Origin of the sequence: Klebsiella sp. 141251, from assembly GCF_050600725.1 — a bacterium.
Lineage (GTDB): Bacteria > Pseudomonadota > Gammaproteobacteria > Enterobacterales > Enterobacteriaceae > Klebsiella > Klebsiella aerogenes.
Genome location: NZ_JAQIRG010000008.1, coordinates 121207 through 140950, shown reverse-complemented (window position 1 = coordinate 140950; position 19744 = coordinate 121207). Strand labels below are relative to the sequence as shown.

General features: G+C 57.9%; 15 protein-coding genes. 5 read left to right on the top strand and 10 right to left on the bottom strand.

Annotation, left to right across the window (positions count from 1 at the left end; translation table 11 throughout):
• Position 1 precedes the first annotated feature (1 nt).
• The 3 genes from lsrB to lsrG are packed head-to-tail and all read left to right on the top strand — an operon-like array spanning position 2 to position 2195.
• Positions 2 to 1003, top strand: coding sequence for an autoinducer 2 ABC transporter substrate-binding protein LsrB (gene lsrB / locus PGR09_RS18415; protein ID WP_047044820.1), 1002 nt, complete (start codon positions 2 to 4; stop codon positions 1001 to 1003).
• Between the two features lie 11 nt (positions 1004 to 1014).
• Positions 1015 to 1902 (top strand): 3-hydroxy-5-phosphonooxypentane-2,4-dione thiolase, encoded by an 888-nt coding sequence (gene lsrF / locus PGR09_RS18410; protein ID WP_032733837.1) that lies wholly within the window; start codon positions 1015 to 1017, stop codon positions 1900 to 1902.
• Positions 1899 to 2195 carry a (4S)-4-hydroxy-5-phosphonooxypentane-2,3-dione isomerase gene (gene lsrG / locus PGR09_RS18405; RefSeq protein WP_045392277.1) on the top strand — a complete coding sequence of 99 codons (297 nt, stop codon included), beginning with the start codon at positions 1899 to 1901 and terminating at the stop codon, positions 2193 to 2195. The genes lsrF and lsrG overlap by 4 nt, the downstream gene beginning before the upstream one ends.
• A 323-nt stretch (positions 2196 to 2518) precedes the next feature.
• Here the strand turns inward: lsrG and ygjK are convergent, their stop codons facing one another.
• From ygjK to ebgR, 7 genes are all read right to left on the bottom strand, one after another.
• Positions 2519 to 4870: an alpha-glucosidase gene (gene ygjK / locus PGR09_RS18400; RefSeq protein WP_430916402.1), complete on the bottom strand. Its 2352-nt coding sequence runs from the start codon at positions 4868 to 4870 to the stop codon at positions 2519 to 2521.
• A 17-nt stretch (positions 4871 to 4887) separates the two neighbouring features.
• A complete protein-coding gene (ygjJ, locus tag PGR09_RS18395) occupies positions 4888 to 5946 on the bottom strand; it encodes a protein YgjJ (protein ID WP_430916401.1) in 1059 nt (352 codons plus the stop codon).
• A 13-nt stretch (positions 5947 to 5959) separates the two neighbouring features.
• Positions 5960 to 7393: an amino acid permease gene (locus tag PGR09_RS18390; protein ID WP_047065572.1), complete on the bottom strand. Its 1434-nt coding sequence runs from the start codon at positions 7391 to 7393 to the stop codon at positions 5960 to 5962.
• Between the two features lie 228 nt (positions 7394 to 7621).
• Entirely contained in the window at positions 7622 to 9055 is a 1434-nt protein-coding gene (locus tag PGR09_RS18385) for an amino acid permease (protein WP_047043183.1), read from the bottom strand.
• Positions 9056 to 9149: 94 nt separating this feature from the next.
• Positions 9150 to 9599, bottom strand: a complete 450-nt coding sequence (locus PGR09_RS18380; protein WP_047077812.1) for a beta-galactosidase subunit beta — start codon at positions 9597 to 9599, stop codon at positions 9150 to 9152.
• A complete protein-coding gene (ebgA, locus tag PGR09_RS18375) occupies positions 9596 to 12688 on the bottom strand; it encodes a beta-galactosidase subunit alpha (protein ID WP_430916399.1) in 3093 nt (1030 codons plus the stop codon). Before ebgA ends, PGR09_RS18380 begins: the two co-directional genes overlap by 4 nt.
• Before the next feature lie 550 nt (positions 12689 to 13238).
• Positions 13239 to 14222 carry a transcriptional regulator EbgR gene (gene ebgR / locus PGR09_RS18370; protein WP_009485173.1) on the bottom strand — a complete coding sequence of 328 codons (984 nt, stop codon included), beginning with the start codon at positions 14220 to 14222 and terminating at the stop codon, positions 13239 to 13241.
• Between the two features lie 207 nt (positions 14223 to 14429).
• Here ebgR and PGR09_RS18365 point away from each other — a divergent pair, with 207 nt between their 5' ends.
• Positions 14430 to 14762 carry a tRNA-binding protein gene (locus PGR09_RS18365; RefSeq protein WP_047043178.1) on the top strand — a complete coding sequence of 111 codons (333 nt, stop codon included), beginning with the start codon at positions 14430 to 14432 and terminating at the stop codon, positions 14760 to 14762.
• Between the two features lie 42 nt (positions 14763 to 14804).
• Here PGR09_RS18365 and ygjG read toward each other — a convergent pair whose 3' ends face one another.
• Entirely contained in the window at positions 14805 to 16184 is a 1380-nt protein-coding gene (gene ygjG, locus PGR09_RS18360) for a putrescine aminotransferase (RefSeq protein WP_047043175.1), read from the bottom strand.
• Positions 16185 to 16448: 264 nt separating this feature from the next.
• Positions 16449 to 16967, bottom strand: coding sequence for a PadR family transcriptional regulator (locus tag PGR09_RS18355; protein WP_315711554.1), 519 nt, complete (start codon positions 16965 to 16967; stop codon positions 16449 to 16451).
• 228 nt (positions 16968 to 17195) lie between these two features.
• On the opposite strand from PGR09_RS18355, the gene PGR09_RS18350 reads away from it, so the two are divergent.
• A complete protein-coding gene (locus PGR09_RS18350) occupies positions 17196 to 17969 on the top strand; it encodes a siderophore-interacting protein (protein WP_315711553.1) in 774 nt (257 codons plus the stop codon).
• A 103-nt stretch (positions 17970 to 18072) separates the two neighbouring features.
• Here PGR09_RS18350 and PGR09_RS18345 read toward each other — a convergent pair whose 3' ends face one another.
• Positions 18073 to 19722 carry a glycerone kinase gene (locus tag PGR09_RS18345; protein ID WP_430916398.1) on the bottom strand — a complete coding sequence of 550 codons (1650 nt, stop codon included), beginning with the start codon at positions 19720 to 19722 and terminating at the stop codon, positions 18073 to 18075.
• Between the last annotated feature and the right edge of the window lie 22 nt (positions 19723 to 19744).

The following is a 19744-nucleotide window of genomic DNA, read 5'->3' as shown; positions in this document are numbered from 1 at the left end:
AATGAAATTAAAACTGATCGTGCTGGCGCTGACGATGAGCGTGGTTACCGCGCAGGCGGCGGACCGCATCGCCTTTATTCCGAAGCTGGTTGGCGTCGGCTTCTTTACCAGCGGCGGCAACGGCGCGAAAGAGGCGGGGAAAGCGCTGGGCGTTGATGTCACCTATGACGGCCCGACCGAGCCCAGCGTCTCCGGCCAGGTGCAGCTTATCAACAACTTCGTCAACCAGGGCTACAACGCGATTATCGTCTCCGCCGTCTCGCCGGACGGCCTGTGCCCGGCGCTGAAGCGGGCGATGCAGCGTGGGGTGAAAGTCCTGACCTGGGATTCCGATACCAAACCGGAGTGCCGCAGCATCTATATCAACCAGGGCACGCCGCAGCAGCTCGGCGGCCTGCTGGTGGAGATGGCGGAAAAGCAGCTCAGCAAACCAGCCGCCAAAGTGGCGTTTTTCTACTCCAGCCCGACGGTGACCGACCAGAACCAGTGGGTGAAGGAAGCCAAAGCCAAAATCGAAAAAGAGCATCCGCAGTGGCAAATCGTCACCACCCAGTTTGGCTATAACGATGCCACCAAATCGCTGCAAACCGCCGAGGGGATCTTAAAAGCCTATCCGGATCTCGACGCCATTATCGCGCCGGATGCCAATGCGCTGCCGGCGGCGGCGCAGGCGGCGGAGAACCTCAAGCGTCAGGGCGTGGCGATTGTCGGCTTTAGTACTCCGAACGTGATGCGCCCGTACGTTGAGCGCGGCACGGTGAAAGCGTTCGGCCTGTGGGATGTGGTTCAGCAGGGCAAAATTGCGGTTAACGTCGCCGATAGATTGCTGAAAAAGGGCGATCTTAACGTAGGTGATAGCGTTGAGGTGAAAGATATCGGCTCGCTGAAGGTCGAACCGAATAGCGTGCAGGGCTACCAGTATGAAGCGAAGGGCAACGGTATCGTGCTGCTGCCGGAGCGTGTGGTGTTCAGCAAAGAGAATATCAACAACTACGACTTCTGACGGAGGATGAGATGGCTGATTTAGACGACATCAAAGAGGGTAAGGACTTCGGTATCGACCGCCCGCAGCAGAACACGCTGTATACCCTGAAAGGCTGCGGCTCGCTGGATTGGGGCATGCAGTCGCGGCTGGCGCGCATCTTTAATCCGCACAGCAACCGCACGGTGATGCTGGCCTTCGATCACGGCTACTTCCAGGGGCCAACGACCGGGCTTGAGCGTATCGACCTGTCGATTGCGCCGCTGTTTGCCGACACCGATGTGCTGATGTGCACCCGCGGCGTACTGCGCAGCCAGGTACCGGCGGCCACCAATAAGCCGGTGGTGCTGCGCGCCTCCGGCGGTAATTCGATTTTGAGCGAACTCTCTAACGAATGCGTGGCGGTGGCGATGGAAGACGCGCTGCGTCTCAACGTTTGCGCGGTGGCGGCGCAGGTCTATATCGGCAGCGAATACGAACATCAGTCGATCAATAACATCATCAAACTGGTGGATGCCGGCAATCGCTACGGTATGCCGGTACTGGCGGTTACCGGCGTCGGCAAAGAGATGGCCCGCGATGCGCGCTATTTCTCGCTGGCCAGCAGGATTGCCGCCGAAATGGGGGCGCAGTTTGTGAAGACCTATTTCGTTGAGGAAGGTTTTGAAAAAGTAACCGCTAGCTGTCCGGTGCCGATCGTCATCGCCGGCGGTAAAAAACTGCCGGAGCATGAGGCGCTGGAGATGTGCTGGCGGGCGATCGACCAGGGGGCGTCCGGGGTGGATATGGGGCGCAATATCTTCCAGTCCAGTGCCCCGCGCGCGATGCTGAAGGCGGTGAAAAAGGTGGTGCATGAGAATCTGAACGCGCGCGAAGCGTATCAGTTCTGGCAGGAAGAAAAACAGGGAGAGCTGAAATGAACGTAACGCTGGTGGAGATCAATATTAAACCCGAGCGGGTGGATGAGTTTCTCGAGGTGTTTCGCGCCAACCACGAAGGCGCGCTGCGGGAACCGGGCAACCTGCGCTTTGATGTCCTGCAGGATCCAGAGGTGAAAACCCGCTTTTTTATCTACGAAGCCTATAAAGACGATGAGGCGGTGCTGGCGCATAAGAAGACGCCGCACTATTTAGCCTGCGTCGAAAAGCTGGAGGAGATGATGTCGCAGCCGCGGCAGAAGCGCAGCTTTATCGGCCTATTGCCGGCGGTGTGAGACGAGCCCTCACCCCGACCCTCTCCCGAGGGGAGAGGGAGAAAAGCGGGCCGGAGCAGTGAATAAAAACGGCATCGAACGGTTCCCTCTCTCCAGTGGGAGAGGGAGAAAAGCGGGCCGGGGCAGTGAATAAAAACGGCATCGAACGGTTCCCTCTCTCCAGTGGGAGAGGGAGAAAAGCGGGCCGGAGCAGTGAATAAAAACGGCATCGAACGGTTCCCTCTCTCCAGTGGGAGAGTGAGAAAAGCGGGCCGGGGCATTGAATAAAAACGGCATCGGACGGTTCCCTCTCCCCTGTGGGGAGAGGGTTAGGGTGAGGGGAATTACGGCTTACGGAAAAACTCGTTATACAACATATATAAATGCGCCGCGCTCCACGAGAAGTTGGGCGCCCCCTGCTGGGCGCCGGTCAGCGGATTGTAGTTCTCCTGAATAGGGCCATCGGCGGTTAAGCCTTTGGCGTGCTGGAAGAAGGCGTCCGCCAGCTTCAGCGCCTCATCGCGATGACCGTAGCGCTCCATTCCCTTCAGGCCGAACCAGAACTGATCCACCCACACTCGTCCGCGCCAGTAAATATCGGCGCCAAAGGCCGGGTTGGTCAGCGCGGCGGTACCCAGCGGCACAAAGGTGTTGAACTCTTTCGGGTCGAGCATCACCGAAACCACATCGTCAGCATGTTGCTGCGTCGCTGCGCCGTTAAACAGCGGCGACCAGCCTTCCGGCCCTTTGCCCCGCTCGACGATCGGTTTCCCGGCGCAGCCGTTGGCCAGCGGTTGTTCCTCGATACGAATGTCGTAATAGAAGCGGGTCTGCGGGTCGAACATGCAGGTATTGATATAATCCGCCAGCTTCGCCGCCAGCGCCTGATAGCGCTTTGCCTCTTCCGCTTTGCCAAGAATGGTCGCCATCTGCGCCAGGTAGTGGTTATCGCTGTACATATAGCTGGCCTGATCGACCGACTCCTGAAGCAGCGAATACCCCAGCAGGTTGCCGTTGCGGTCGCGGTTTTCGGCGAATTTCACCGTCCAGTCGCTGCGTTTGCCGCCGTTGGCGACGTATTTATCCAGCTGTTCTTTATCGATAAAACCAAATACTGCCGCATCGTCGCGCCCGGATTCCCACGATGCCGCTACCTGCGCCGGAATTTCGAGGCTGTCGTAATCGCCTTTGGCCGTCACCTGCTCGTAGGCGCTAAGGCCGGAAAGCGTCTGCTCGGTTTGCCCTTTTTTCACCGTGAACAGCATGGCGCCGTCGGCGGTGTTGTGCGCCTTATCGCGGGTTGCGCCATATTCCGGCACGCCGTTACCGTTATGGTCGCGGTTGCGTAGCCACCAGTCGTGATAGGCCACCAGCTTCGGATACATCTCTTCCAGCCACGCTTTATCTTTGGTGACGTTATACACCTCCATTACCGACCAGGCCGCGAGGCTTGGCTTGGTGTTGCGTTCGTTCCAGTTGCCGCCATCGCCGCCGCGCTCGGGGCTCAGGTTCCAGGCAATCAGATCGGGCACAAATCCGGCATCCTGCGGGCGCACCTTATCATTGGCTTTAATCTGCCAGGAGAAGACGGCGCGGATATTCTCTTTGGCGATATCCGGGTTGAAGTGGGCCATGGCGTAGGCCTGTTTCCAGGTATCCCACGGCCAGGTCTGGTTGCCGGAGAACCAGCGGCCGGTCACGGATGGGGTGACGGTGTGGTAATGCACCGCGCCGCCCGGCGCGCGCCAGTTGCCGTTGAGCGTCTCAATGGCTTTCACCGCCACGCGGGTCTGTTCAGCGGTAGCTTCTGGATTGCTGAGCCCTTTTTGCAGATAGCCGTCCCAGCGCTGTTCGGAGGCGGTGAGATAGTAAGCCGGGCGCGCCAGAATATCGCGGATCTGCGCTTTTTCCCGTCGCGCTTGCTCCGCGGTGAGCAGGTGCGAATAAGTGGTGTAGAGGGTGGTGGAGCCGCGGATCTCCGCGCTGCTGGTGAAGCGGTGACCGTCGATACGGGTCTCGGTTGCCAGCGAACGGTGGATCTGATACTGCGATTCGCCGGAAGTCATCAGGTCAGAGGCGGCGCGAACTTTGCCAAAGCTGACTGTCAGGCCGTCGGGCGTGGCGCTCAGACGGCGCTGATAGTCCGGGAAGGCTTGATCAATGGTTTTGCCCGACAGCGCTTTACCCTCTTTGGCGGCCAGTTTTTCCAGCAGTTCGCCATCCCATACCAGCTTCAGTGGAGTGTTGCTGGTGATTTTGGTCTCCACTAGCGAGGTATGGGCGCTGGCGAAGCGCAGCGTCATCTCCACCTTCACGCCGGGGGCGGTCAGCGTTTGTTTCAGCGCGCCGGGCAGGCTCCAGGCCTGCAGGGTGAAATCGACCTTTTTGCCGTTCTGATACACCGTCAGGCGATCGAAGTTGGTGGCCATAAAGTTGATGTACTCTTCGGTCAGCAGCGCCGGTCCGGGGAAACCGCCCATGGTCGCCGGGCCGTCGGGCAGCAGGTGGCCGTGCCACGCCCCGAGGTCGAAAAAGGGGTTGAACCGCTGGTGGTCATCGGCGTCGAAATCCTGCATATACTGCGGCGCGCCGCTACGATCGATGACGTTTTTAAACGCCTGCGCGGTGACGGCGTGGGCGGAAAAACTCAGCATCAGCGCGCAGGCCAGCGGCGTCAGCGTAGTGGTGAGGTTCATGGTATCTCGGCTCCTTGTTACCAGTAGAAGTATTGCATCAGGAAAATTTTGTCGCTCGGGTCGCCGCTGGCGTTGCTGGTATAGAAACGGCTGTCAGCGGCGGTGGCGAAACGCCCGCCGCCGTATTCGTACCAGATGCCAAATTGCATAAACGCGGTGGTTTCATCAGCGGCGTGGTCCGGGCGGTGTTTGGCGTAGCTGTATGCGGTGGAGAAGTAGAGCCCGCTTAAGGCTTCATACATGGCGCTGGCCATAAAGCCGGTTTCACTGCCGGGAACATCCAGCCCTTTGGCGCGGCCGGTATGGTGCCAGGCGCGGAAGGCCAGATTGGGCGACAGAACGCCGGTCAGGAATAGCTGTCCGGTGCCGTCGGTCACTTCAAGGCCGTTCATCCAGGTGACATCTTTGACGATGTCGTACTGCACGTAGCCGTTGACCATTGCCGGGTAGGTGTACTTATCGTCATAGCGATCATATTTGCCGAAGTGCAGCCAGGCCTTGCTTTCATCGTGATGACCGGCCGGCGTGGCGGTGACGCTATAGCGGAAATCGCCGCTGCGGTTTTGTACCTTCAGCGCGTACATGATGTCGCGGGTATTGGGGATCACATAACCCAGATCGGGGGTAAAGTCGCCCCACCACTGCAGGTCGTCCAGCGACGAGTCCTGGCGCAGGCTGAGCATGATCTCGGTGTTGTTATCGGTTTTATAGCCGCCATAGAGGCGGTTAAGGCCGCCTTCCACGCCGCCCCAGCTGTGGCCGGGCGTCCAGGCATTGCCCTGGCTATCGGCCTGTACCGTCCAGGCTTCGCCGTAAATCAGCCCGAACCAGTGGCCGTTTTTGACCTCCAGCCCGCCCTCGATATAGGTGCCATCGCTGTATTTATGTTTGTCCTCGCCTTCTAAATCCATATATCCGCCAGCCCCCAACTCGCCGTAAAAGCGGTAGGAGGTGGTGGTTAATTCCGGCGTTTTGGTATCGTCGTGCTCGGCCGGATGGACGGTCTCAGCGGCCGCCGCAGGGGCGCAAAAAGCCAGGGCAACGAGTGCCCCGTATAAGTAAGGGTTAGTTTTCATTTTTTTAAGGTATTTAAGAGGTATGGGAAGCCGGAGCCGCTTCTATTTGTTGTTGTTCCTGGGTTAATCCTTTGACGTATCTGCTGTATTTCCACCACGCGAAGCCAAGGAAAATCACGATCCCGCCAACGTTGTAGAAAATAATGGTCAGGATGTTGCCGCCGGTTGGGAAGGTTGAGGCGACGAAGCCGATGGCGAAAATCACAATCAGCATGGATACCACCACGATGCCGGTGGTACGCGAGCCCATGCGGAAATCGCGCGGCAGATGGTCGAGTTTGCGGCGCAGGTTGAGGTAGGCCAGCATGATGAACAGCGGCGGCAGCATGGAAGCGGCGGCGGTCATGTTGATGATGGTGTTCATCAGATCCTGCACGGTGTTGGAGCCCAGCGTCGGGATGATCATCAGCGGAATAACGATCAGATACTGGATCCAGGCCGCGCGCGCCGGGACGCCGTTCTCATTGAGCTCGACGGTTTTTTTACCAAAGATGCCGGAGGGAATTTCCGAGAAGAAAATTTTAACCGGGGTGGCGGTCCACATCAGCAGCGAGCCAAACATCGCGGTAAACGAAACGAGGCCGACGAAGCGGTTCATCAGCATTTCCGGCAGGCCAAAGTAAGCCGCCAGGCCGTGGAACACCTGCACCGATCCGCCGGTAAACTTCAGCTCTTTGCTGCTGACGAAGACGTTGATCAGCACGGAGGAGATCGAGTACAGCACGCCGATGAAGATCCCGGCGAGGATGATCACTTTAACGAAGGATTTCGAGCCGCCTTTCACATCGTTGACGTACACCGCCACCGATTCCGCGCCGCCCGCCGCCATAAAGATCCACGTGGTAATACCGAGGAACGCCCAGTTGAAGTTAGGGATCATCGCCTCGACGGTGATCGGATCCGCTGGCTGCACGCCGCCCACCAGCGCGGTACCGGCCAGCAGAATATAAGAGAGCGTCAGCAGCAGCATCAGCGATGAGGTGACGGAGGTGATAGGCCCCAGCATTTTCGCGCCGTTGGTGGAGATCCAGGTGGAGAAAGCGAACAGCGCCATGCTCAACACGGTGGTGGCGAACGGCGTCAGAATGTATTCGTAGCCGAGGAAGGCGTAAGAGGCATAGGCGATCACGCGCGGCAGCAGCGAGGTGAAGAAAAACAGGTTTACGAACCAGTAGGTATAGGCGGTGATAAACGCCCAACGGCCGCCGAGCGAACTCTTCACCCAGGCGTAAACCCCGGCCTCGGAGTTTTTATTCAGCGACACGAACTCGGCGATAATCAGGCAAAACGGAATGAAGTAGAACAGGGTGGCGAGGAAGAACATCGGCGCCGACGCCAGCCCCAGTTCGATATTGTTGTTGATGACGTTATTGAAACTGTAAACGGCGGCAAAGGTCAGCGATAGCAGGCCGAACTTGCCGATGGTATTACGTTTAGTATCAGACATAACACATCTCCACACATTGTCCTTCAGAGGGTCGCTGAAGGGGGTTGTGTTGTTTGTAGGGTAGAGGTAGTTAAGAATTAATGTCGATTTTAGTAAAAGTTTTAGTAAATAGAAGTAAAGAAAACGAATAGCTTTAACTCGATCACGAAAAAGGTTGAGTAATACGTAATCAGGCGGGGTTAAAAAAATCCCGCCAGCCGACGAGGGGCTGACGGGACGACAGGAACGTTATTTACCGGCGGCGGCAGCGTTAACCGGCGCCGCGGCGCGCAGACGTTGCTGCTTTTTTTCAAAGCGGGTGATCCACCACCACGCCAGGCCGGAGAAGACTGCGGTCATAAAGACGTTGATAAAGAAAGCGTTAACCAGATCGACGCCCGGCGGGAAAGCCGAAGCAGTCATGCTGATGACGAAAATAACCATCAACATGGTGACCACGCTCATGCCCACTTTTCTTGAGCCCATACGGAAATCGCGCGGCGTGTCATCGTGTTTCCAGCGGAAGACGAAGTAGGCGGCCATGATGAACAGCGGCGGCAGCATGGCGGTGCCGGCGGTGAGATTAATGGCGGTGTTCATCATCTGCTGCACGCTGGCGGAGCCGAAGCCGTTAACAATCAACATCAGGAAAACGAACAGGAACTGCCACCAGGCGGCGCGTACCGGCACGCCGTGGGCGTTCAGCTCGGTGGTTTTCTGGCCGTAGATACCTTTCGGGATTTCCGAGAAGTGGATTTTGACCGGCGCGGCGGTCCACATCATCATGCTGCCGAAGATAGCGATAAACAGGATGATGCCGACGAAGCGGCCCATCAGCGCTTCAGAAATGTGGAAGTAGGCGCCGAGACCGGTAAAGATTTCCACCATTCCGCCGGCGTAGGTCAGGTTTTCACGGGCGACAAAGACGTTAACCAGCAGCGAACCTAAGGCGTACATACCGCCAATCAGCACCCCGGCGGTGATGATGACTTTAATAAAGGATTTCTGCCCGCCCTTGGTGTCGTTGAGGTAGGCGGCAACGGTTTCCGCGCCGCCCGCGGCCTGGAAAATCCAGCACATGATACCGAGCGTCGCCCAGTTGATGGTCGGCTCCATCGCCGCCAGGGTAATCGGCTGCGCCGGGACGTGACCGGAACCCAGCGCGGTCAGCGCGCCGACGACGTAAATCGCGAACAAAGCGAACACGCCGTAGGCTACGCATTCGGAAATTTTACCCAGCCAGGTCGCCCCTTTGGTGGATATATGGGTAGCCATGGCGAACAGCACGATGGAGATAAGCGAGGTCACCATCGGCGAGAAGGGGATCGCGTAACCGGTGATCGCATACGAGGCGTAGGCCACCACGTTCGGCAACAGCGAGAGGAAAAAGAACAGGTTCACAAACCAGTAGAGGAAGGAACCAAGATAGGCGGCGCGGGTGCCCAGCGGCTGCTTCAGCCACGCGTACATCCCGGATTCGGAGTGTTTGTTGGCCGAGACGAATTCGGCGATGATAAACACGAACGGGATAAAGTAAACGATAGTGGCGAATAAGAAGATAGGCGCGGAACTGAGGCCTAACTCAATGTTATTATTGACGATATTTCGCACGTTAAAGACGGCGGTAAAGGCCATCGATAGCAGCGCGAACTTGCCGATTTTGGCACGTACAGATTCGGACATACGTCCTCCAATCATTCATCTACCCGCCGCAGCGGGCTGGAACCGAAAGGCCAACGGGCGTACCCGTTGACCTCCCTTGTCGCTTAACGCGGGTTTACTTATTGAGGAAGTATCCGTCTTCAACCGTGACTCGCAGCACCACTTTTTTTACCGGCGCATCGCAGATAAAGCGGTAGGCTTCGTCGATATCGCAAATCACCATCTGCCCTTCGTGAACCTTCACCGTTTCACCGATCCCTTTCAGGTATTCGCGATCGGTTTCGTCGCGGTAGCAGGCGACGGTTTGCAGATTTTCTTTGGCGGCAAACTCGATTTTCTGCTGCCCCTGCAGGTAATAGTGCACCTCAAAGTAGCGGCGGTTGCCGACAAATAGCGCGTCGGTCGTACTATCGTTTTCCACCCGATAGGAGAGCGAATCACCAATGGAATGCGCCACACCCGGGCGGATGTTGTCGATGTTATTGATGGCTTCCACGCAGCGCTGCCATTTGCGGCCGCTATGATAAACCTGCTTAAACTGTTCTAAATTATCGAGAATTCTCATTGTTCAGCCTCGCTGTGTGCAACGGGGGAAAAGAAACCAGCGCCGAAGCTATGGTTCGCCAGTACCTGCGAGGTGCCGCATCCGCCCTCCAGCGGCAGCAGCGTAAAGCCATAGTTGAAGGTGTTAAGCCAGACGCGCCAGCTATCCAGCACTTCGCTGCCCCAGGAGTTGGAGCCGAGACCGAGCAGTTGCGCATCGATATTCAGGGTGATGTCATCGCTGCGCTGCAGTTCGTTGCAGTGCTGGGCGGCGTGCAGATTTTCTGCCGTATAATGCCAGGCGCTGACGTTGAGCGGATTGCGCGGAACGACCAGCAGACCGCTGCCGTGGCGGTCGCTGAACGATGCCCAGCGCACGTGCTGACGGTTACCGTTGTTCTGCGGGAACGGATAATTGACGAACATATCGTCGACGGTGGTATGCCAGATATCAATGATGTTGCTTTGCTGGCTGTCGGCGTAGTTCTCGCCCGGCCCGCGGCCATAGTAGTTCACCTGGTCGAACTCACCGTTAATGCCCAGCATAAAGCCGATGCACGGGACGATATGCGGATAGTCGCCGTAGCGCTCGCCGGCCAGCTCAATGTTGATGTGGCCCTGTGGGGTAATCTGCCAGCGATAGGTACAACGCATACCGAAGTCGAACACCGGCGGCGCAATCACGCTGCGGGTGGTGATCACCACCGTTTCGCCCTCTATTTCAGCGCTGAATTCGCGCAGATGCTCCTGCATTATCTGCAGGTGGGCCGGCTGCCACAGTCCTTCGTATTCCTGTTTATGGTTATCAATCATTGGCTTGAAGAAGTTAATCTTCGGCTCGCGGGTTACCTGGTCGACGCCGTTGACCTGCCATTCGCTCAGTTTGCCGCTGACCTTGCTGAACACCACGCGGAAGTTATGGCCGCAGATGGTGTAGCTGAGGCGTTCATCGACAATCTGCAGCGGCGTGGCGCTGGCGTTTAACAGCGGCGTTCGCGCGGCGGTTCGCGCTTTAAGTGGGAACTGATAGACGGCGATATCGTGATTGGCTTCGCTATACGGGGTACGCGAATCTTTGGTCACCATGATGTTGACGAAAGCCTCACGCTCGTCGAGCTGCGGCAGGGCGATTTGCAGGTCGCGGCCGCTGTTCGGCGCCAGGTCTTGCACTTTCAGCAACTGACTCGAGAGCGTTTCGCCTTCGGCGCGCACTTCAACGCGCAGGGTGTAGTCATCGAGAGTGGAGAACCACAGTTTGTTTTCCACCCGCAGTTCGCCGCGGCAGATATCCCGTGCCTGTACTTTCACCGGGGCGATGACCTGTTTGTATTCGCGCAGGCCCGGCCCCGGCGTCTGGTCGGAGAAAATCAGACCATCGAGGCAGAAGTTGTAGTTGTTCGGGTAGTCGCCATAATCGCCGCCGAATTTGTACCACACCGCGCCGTTATCGTCGCTGGCCTGAATACCGTGATCGCACCATTCCCACACGTAGTGGCCCTGGATGCAGTCGTGCTGGTAAAAAACATTCTGATATTCAGTTAATCCGCCGGGACCGTTGCCCATCGCATGGGCGTACTCACAGATAATGCGTGGTTTTTCATGCGGATGCTCGCCAAATTCGTTCATCAGCGGCACGCGGGTGTACATGGTGGAGATGATATCCACCACCTCGGCGTCGCGATCCTCTTCGTAGTGCACCAGCCGGGTATCATCCAGCGCTTTGGTGGCGTGGTACATGGCGCGGATGTTGCAGCCATAGCCGGATTCGTTACCCAGCGACCAGATGACGATCGACGGATGGTTTTTCTGCGCGTGCACGTGGCGCACGATGCGCTCAACGTAGATGTGTTCCCAAGCCGGGTCGTCGGTGATGGCGCTGAGGTTGCCGACGTTGGCGAAACCGTGGGACTCCACGTCGGTTTCCGCCATCACGAACAGCCCATAAATGTCGCACATTTCATAGAAACGCGGGTCGTTCGGGTAGTGGGCGGTGCGCACCGAGTTGATGTTGTGCTGCTTCATCAGCAGCAGATCTTTTTCCACGCGATCCATGCCGACCGCGCGGCCTTTCAGATGGTCGTTATCGTGGCGGTTCACGCCGTGCAGCATTACGTAGCGGTTATTGATATAGAACAGGCCGTCACGCACTTTGATATCGCGGAAACCGACGCGCTGCGGGATGATTTCCAGCACCTCGCCGGCGGCGTTCTTTAACGTCAGCACCAGATGATAAAGATACGGGCTTTCCGCCGACCACTGCTGCGGCGCGCTCACATCAATCGTGAAGCCGGTGTTCAGCTGCTGACTGACCTGCAGTTGACCGACGTTGCCCGAATAAAGCGCTTTTTCGCCGTCGAACAGGGTATATTCCAGCGTCGCCGCCGCCGTCTGCGGAGCCAGGTTTTCCAGCGTCAGCTGGCAGGAGAGGGTCGCGTCGATGTAGTCATCGTTAAAATCGGTGCGCACGGTGAAATCCTGCACGTGCAGCGGATTTTTCCCCACCAGATAGACGTCGCGGAAAATGCCCGCCGACCACCACATGTCCTGATCTTCAATATAGGTGGAGTCCGCCCACTGCATCACGCGCACGCACAGCAGGTTGTCGCCGGTTTGCACCGCCGCGCTGATATCGAACTCGGCGGTCAGGCGGCTGCCTTTGCTAAAGCCGATGTATTGGCCGTTAACGTAGACTTCGAAATAGGTTTCGACGCCATCGAATTTGATGATGGTTTGTTTGCCCTGCCAGCCGTCGCCGAGGGTAAACAGGCGCTGGTAGGCGCCGGTCGGGTTATCGGTCGGGACATAGGGCACGTCGATGGGGAAGGGGAAACCTTCGTCGGTGTACTGCAGCTGGCCGTGGCCTTCCATCTGCCACATACCCGGTACGGTAATCGGCCCCCACTCGTTCTGATAGCATGAGGTAAAGCTCTCCGGTACCAGCAGCGGGTTGGTGAAAAAGCGGAAGTTCCACTGCCCGCTGAGGGACAGGAAGCGGCTGCTGGTTTCGCGGGCGAAGGTCCGCGCCTGGGCCAGTGAGTCGTAAGAGAAGAAATACGCCCGCGGCGGCAGCCTGTTTTCATGAGTGAGTTGAAGGTTTTCCCAGCGATTCATATCGCCTCCCTGAACGGCTTAATAAGATAAAACTCATTTTAGTAAAACTTTTACTAAATAAAATCGCCAGGGATGATTTACTTTAACTTGATCACAAAATGAGCCGCTTTGTGCCGGGTGGCGGCTTCGCCTTACCCGGCCTACAGAATGGCGTTCCGGCCAGGACCGGTAGCCCGGCTAAGCGGAGCGCCGCCGGGGAACTGGATGGGGGATGAAGCCGCTTTGCGCCGGGTGGCGGCTGCGCCTTACCCGGCCTACAGAATGGCGTTCCGGGCAGGACCGGTAGCCCGGCTAAGCGAAGCGCCGCCGGGGAACTGGATGGGGGATGAGGCCGTTTTGTGCCGGGGGGCGGCTGCGCCTTATCCGGCCTACAGAATGGCGTTCCGGCCAGGACCGGTAGCCCGGCCAGGCGCAGCGCCGCCGGGTAACAGGATGGGGGATGAGGCCGTTTTGTGCCGGGTGGCGGCTGCGCCTTACCCGGCCTACAGAATGGCGTTCTGGCCAGGACCGGTAGCCCGGCTAAGCGGAGCGCCGCCGGGATGGGGTTGGATTAACGGGTGGTGCCGCGCAGCTTCAACACGCTGGGAACAAAAACGTTAAGCGGCAGGGCGCGGCCATCGCGGGCCTTCTCGATCAGCAGGTTCACCCCCTGACTACCCATCATTTCGGAGTGGATCCGCACCGTCGACAGCGGCGGGAAGGTAAAGCGCGCGGTGGGGATATCGTTGACGCTAATCAGCGAAATATCTTCCGGGATCGCCAGCCCGCGTTCGTGAATGGCGCGCAGCACGCCAATGGCGATGGAGTCCGAGGCGACAAACAGCGCCCGCGGAAATTCCGCTTGCGCCAGCATCTGCTTCGCCAGCTCATAACCGGACGAGCTGGAAAAACCGCCGCGCCAGATATCATCGGCTGAAACCACGCCCTTCAACTGGCCGTACTCCACAAACGCCACTTCGCGAATATCGGCCTTGCCGGGCTGGTCCTGGCCGCCGATAAATCCAATACGCGACGCGCCCTGCTGGATAAAGAAGTCGACCACCTCTTTAGCGATACGTACCAGGTCGATATCCACCGCATCGTACGGGCTGCCGGCTTCGTGGAAATCAATAAAGCAGATATTGTCGGTCAGCGCGCTGGCGGTTTCGCGCAGCTCGCGCGTCGGCTGGCCGATAATCAATACGCCGGTGACCTTTTTCAGCTCGGGCAGGGTGTTATTGAGATAGCAGTTGGTGAGCTCGATGGCCAGCTTTTCACACTGGGTTTCAATACCGTGGCGAATGGCGAGATAGTAAGGGTCGTTAATTTCCAGCTCTTGCTGGTAGCTGTACAGCGCCAGGATATGATGGTGGCCGACGGGTAGGACCTGCGTTTTACGCGCGCTGCTGCTTTTATACTCCAGCTTCTCCGCAATCTCGAGAATGCGATGCTTGGTCTCTTCTTTCACGTTCAGGGTGGGATCGTCGTTTAACACCCGGGAAACCGTCGCCAGCGAAACACCCGCTTCGGTCGCAATGTCTTTTAGCGTTGCCATCTTTTTCCTTTATCGGACGTTGCCCATGTTTGCTCATCCATTGTAAAGCAAGCGTCGCGTCCTGCACCTTATTTCAGTAAAAAACGCCTGCGCGCGAGGGCTGTTTTCCCCGGCGATAGCGTGACAGAAGTAGCATTATTCTCAGCATTATGCAGACGAACGGCAAAAACTTGCTATCTTTTAGTAAAAATTTACTGGAGGTGAGAGATGGATACCGTAGCTTACGCTGATTTTGCCAAACTGGAGATGCGCGTCGGCAAGATTGTCGAGGTGAAGCGCCATGACAATGCCGACAAACTGTACATTGCGCGGATTGATGTCGGCGACCGCACGCTGCAGACGGTCACCAGCCTGGTGCCCTACTACAGCGAAGAGGAGCTGCTGGGGAAAACGGTGGTGGTGCTGTGTAATCTGGCGAAAGCCAAAATGCGTGGTGAAACTTCTGAGTGCATGCTGTTATGCGCGGAAACCGAGGATGAAAGCGAAAGCGTGCTGTTGACGCCGGAGCGCGCCATGCCGGCAGGCGTGCGGGTGGTATAACGCGAAAATACCCTCTCCCGGCGGGAGAGGGTCGGGTGTGAATTATGTCTCTTCGACCGAAACGCGCAGTGCCGCCAGCGCCTTGCGCGCCGCCTTCAGCACCTGTTCGCACTGTTCGAGGGTGAGCGTCAGCGGCGGTTCAACGCGGATCGTCTTGGCGTTGTTTAACGTCCCGGCGACCAGCACCCGCTGTCTGAACATCTCGCTGGCAAAGTTATAGCCAATCTCGTTATCGACAAACTCAATGGCCATCAGCATGCCTTTCCCACGGACTTCATTCACCAGATCCGGATATTCGCGCGCCAGTTGACGGAAGCCGTCCAGCAACAGATCGCCTTTTTGCTCCGCCTGCGCCGGCAGGTTCTGCGAGAGCAAGACGTTGATCGTCGCCAGCGCCGCCGCGCAGGCCAGCGGGTTGCCGCCGAAGGTGGTGGTGTGCAGGAATGGGTTATCGAACAGCACCGAGAAGACCTCTTCCGTCGCCACCGTCGCGCCGATCGGCATTACGCCGCCGCCGAGCGCTTTAGCCAGACATAGAATATCCGGCTGCACGTTTTCATGCTCGCAGGCGAACATCTTGCCGGTGCGGCCCATGCCGGTCTGTACTTCGTCGAGGATCAGCAACGCGCCAAACTCGTCGCACAGTTTACGGACCGCCGGTAAGTAACCCGCCGGCGGCAGGATCACGCCGCCTTCGCCCTGGATAGGCTCAAGGATCACCGCCGCGACGTCATCACCGGTTTTCTTGCATTCGCTCAGAATGGAACGCATGGCGTTGATATCGCCGAACGGCACGTGGCGGAAGCCCGGCAGCAGCGGCATAAACGGTTTACGGAAGGTCGATTTCGCGGTGGCCGACAGCGCACCCAGCGATTTACCGTGGAACGCGCCGCTGGTGGCGACGAAGGTAAACTTGCCGCGCGGAGACTGATAGGCTTTTGCCAGCTTCAGCGCCGCTTCCACCGATTCCGTGCCGCTATTGCAGAAGAAACTGTATTTGAGCTTGCCGGGCGTTAAGGCCGCCAGCGTTTTCGCCAGCATCGCCCTCAGCGGGTCCAGCAGCTCCTGGCTGTGAAGCGGTTGTTTCGCGAGTTGATTTTCGACGGCGGATACCACAACTGGATTACGGTGCCCTACATTGAAGATGCCAAACCCACCAAGGCAGTCGATAAACTCCTGTCCCTGGGTGTCGACAAGCGTATTTAACCCTCCCGCTTGCCACTCTACGGCTCCGTAATCCCCGCCGGCTGTGACCGATTTTCTATACTCCAGAAACCCCGGGTTCACATGTTCTTTAAAGTATTCTCTCACCTCCTGGTTCAGTGCTTTCATTTCGTCATGGGAGAGCGATTGCTTCTCGATGAGATTCAGTGCGTGCGCGCTGCAGGCCAGAGCCGATGCGCTGGAAGGTAACCTGTTCAAAATGTGCTCCTGGGGGGGGCGTATCACATGATACTGAATTAAGTATTGCAGGGATTACGCCAGCCTGGCAGCGACGATGAAAATCGGGATAAACGCAAAGTTAAGGCGCAAATGTGCAAAATTTAATCTCATAACTTAATTATTGGCACGTTTTATTCCTGAGGCTGCAAGATAAACTGCCGTTGGGGTGTGAAGCGGTATGAATTGGGGTGGTGCAGGCTGCCGCGTGATGGAGCAGCCTGGGAACTATTGTGGTGCGAGAGGTTAATCGAGCTGGGAGATTTCCATCGCCGCGCGGTCAATCACGCCGATGATCTGTTTCAATTGAGCGTCGCTGATGCTCTGCTGGTTGACCTTCAGGTCCAGCACCGCTTTAAAGTTCTCCAGCGCGCGTTTCATCTGCGGATTTTTGCGCAATTCGCAGCCGACCATGCGTTCCTGCAGGCGCGTCTGAATTTGGCTTAACAGCTCGCCGCTTTCGGCGCGCAGGCGGCGCCCCTCTTCAGTGATAACGATTTTTTTACGCCCATTCTCCTCTTCTACGCTAATCAATCCCTGATCCTGCAGCAGGTCGAGCGTCGGATAGATGACGCCGGGGCTGGGGCTGTAATTGCCCTGCGTCAGCGCCTCAATCTCTTTAATCAGCTCATAGCCGTGGCTGGCGTTGCGCGAAAGGATATCGAGGATCACCAGGCGCAATTCGCCGTGGCCAAAGAAACGCTGGCGGCGTCCGCCGCCGCGACGGACCTGTTCGCCGTGGCCCTCTTCGTGATGATGTCGCATCGATGCCTCCTGTCTTTTTGATATATCTAATTTATATCTAAAAAATAATAAATGACAACGGTTTATTTTTAATTGATTGATATAATTGAATTTGTTTTTGATTTTGGCTTTATTGTGACTTTCTCTCGCTTTATATCAAAAAAAACTTGCCATTTTCACTAATGGCAATCATTATCATTTGCACTGAGTTTAGATATATCTATTTACCCTTCACCAAGGCGACGACGGATGACCACAATTAAACAAGCAAAATATCCGCAGCGCGTGCGTAACGAACTACGTTTTCGCGAATTAAGCGTGCTGCGCGTTGAGCGTATCGGCCAGGCGTTCCAGCGGATTGTGCTGGGCGGCGAGGCGCTGGATGGCTTTGTTTCCCAGGGTTTTGACGACCACACTAAACTGTTTTTCCCGCAGGCGGGCAGCGTATTTACGCCGCCGGAAGTGACCGACGAAGGCATTAACTGGGGCGAGGGCGTGCGCCCGGCGACCCGCGACTACACGCCGCTGTACGATGCCGAACGCCACGAGCTGGCTTACGATTTTTATATCCACGATGGCGGTATTGCCAGCCGCTGGGCGCTGGAAGCCAACGTCGGCGATAAGCTGGTGATCGGCGGGCCGCGCGGTTCGCTGGTGGTGCCGGAAGATTACGCCTGGCAGCTTTATGTCTGTGACGAGTCGGGAATGCCGGCGCTGCGCCGCCGCCTGCTGGGATTGCGCCAGCTGCCGGTGACGCCGCAGGTGACGGCCATCGTCTCTATTGCGGATGCTTCGTATAAAGATTATCTGGCGGATCTCGACGGCTTTAATATCGAATGGGTGGTAGGCCACAACCCGGCGTTCGTCGCCGAGCGCCTGGCGCAGGTTAACGTGCCATCAGACGATTATTTTATCTGGCTGACCGGAGAAGGCGGCGTGGTGAAATCGCTGCTGGCGCGCTTTGAGGAGCCGAGTATCGATCAGCAGCTGGTGCGTTCGCAGGCGTACTGGCACAGTAAATAATCGGCAGTGTGGTAAACCCGGACGGCGGCGCGTTGCGCCTTATCCGGGCTTTTATTCGGCGGTGTTACGTCGCTCCGGTAAGCGCAGCGCCACCGGGGGAGGTTTAGCGCTCAGCCAGCGCCTTAAACACCATCGCCACCGCGTGGGCGCCGGGGTCCATGTTGCCGAGCAGGCTCTCGCTATTGAGATAGGAGGCGCGTCCGGCGCCGGCTTTGCTCGACTGGCAGGTGCGATCCGCGCCGGCCTGCGCCGCGACAAAAGCGGCCTGCAGGTTACCCGGCTCGGCCAGCAGCGCCGCCAGCGCCGGCTGTAGAGCATCAATCATCGTCCGGTCTCCCTCATCGGCGCCGCCGTAAAATTTCATCTGCCCCAGACCGGCGTTCAGCGCTTCCGCCATGCTGGCGCCTTGCTCCAGCTTCTGCCCGGCGGCGGTGAAGAAAATCGACATCAAGACGCCGCTGGAGCCGCCCATCACCACCGTCAGGCGTTCGCCAATTAGCGCGAACAGCGTGGGTAAATCATTGAGCGGCAGTTGTTGGCGTTGCAATAGAGCGGTAATCTCACGCGAGCCGGCGGCGAAAGTGGAGCCGGTATCGCCGTCGCCCACTTTGGCGTCAAGCGCGTTGAGATGGGTTTCGAGGCCGGAGAGGGTGCTGGTCACCTGCGCCACGAAATCGCCAACCTGCGGGTTGGCCGATGGCGTAAAGGCGACGCGTGCGCTGGCGAGCGCGGACGGCATGATATTAACAGCCCTCGGCTGCACCGGCTTCTGCCAACTGGCGGTTTCGACATCCGACAGCAGCGCCTTTTCGATGCTCTCTTCCAGCACGATAGTGGTCAGCGAGAAGCCTTTCATATCCAGCGCCGTTACCAGCGAAGCCGGGCCAATCAACCAGTCAACGCGTGCATGGAGTGGGGTATTGGCCAGCTCGCGGGTCAGAATCGCCATCTCGGCCACCGACACGCCGCCGAGATTATTGAGCATCACCGCCAGGCGGCCGGTTTCAGGTAGGGCGGCGGTTAGCTTCTCTACCATAATCTGCATGATTTCCGCGCTGTTATGGGTCGCGATCGTCGAAGCTCCCGGCTCGCCGTGGATGCCCATCCCCAGCTCGGCGTGGCCAGGCTGATGGCGCGGCGCGCTTTCCGCTTCCTGCGGCAGGTGACAGCTGGCCAGCGCCACCCCGATGCTGGCGGTATGGTTGGCGGCGTATTGCGCTTCGCGCAGGACGGTGGCGAGGTTGAAGCCGCGCTCGGCGAAATAGCCCGCCACTTTATGCACCAGAATGGTCCCGGCGATACCGCGCGGCTGTTTGTTATCCGGCAGCGAAATATCGTCGCCGACGATCAGCATCTCCACGTTGTAGCCAAGACGGCGCGCTTTCTCCGCCGCGAGGCCGAAGTTAAGCCGATCGCCGGTGTAGTTTTTAACGATCAGCAGACAGCCCGCCTCGCCGGTCACCGCCTGAATCGCGGTGAGTACCGCATCGACGCTCGGCGAGGCGAACAGATCGCCGCAGACCGCGGCGGTCAGCATGCCTTTACCAATAAAGCCGACGTGCGCTGGTTCATGGCCGGAGCCGCCGCCGGAAATCACCGCCACGTTGTTTTTATTCAGATCGCGGCGCACCACTACGCGGATCGCCGGGTCGCTCTCCAGCCTGGCGAGGTTGTTCCACGGGCTGGCAATAATGGTTCCCTCGATCACGTCGTTAACGAGGCTGGCGCGCTGGTTAAAAAAGAATTGAGACATAGTGGTTCCTGAAGAGTAAGCG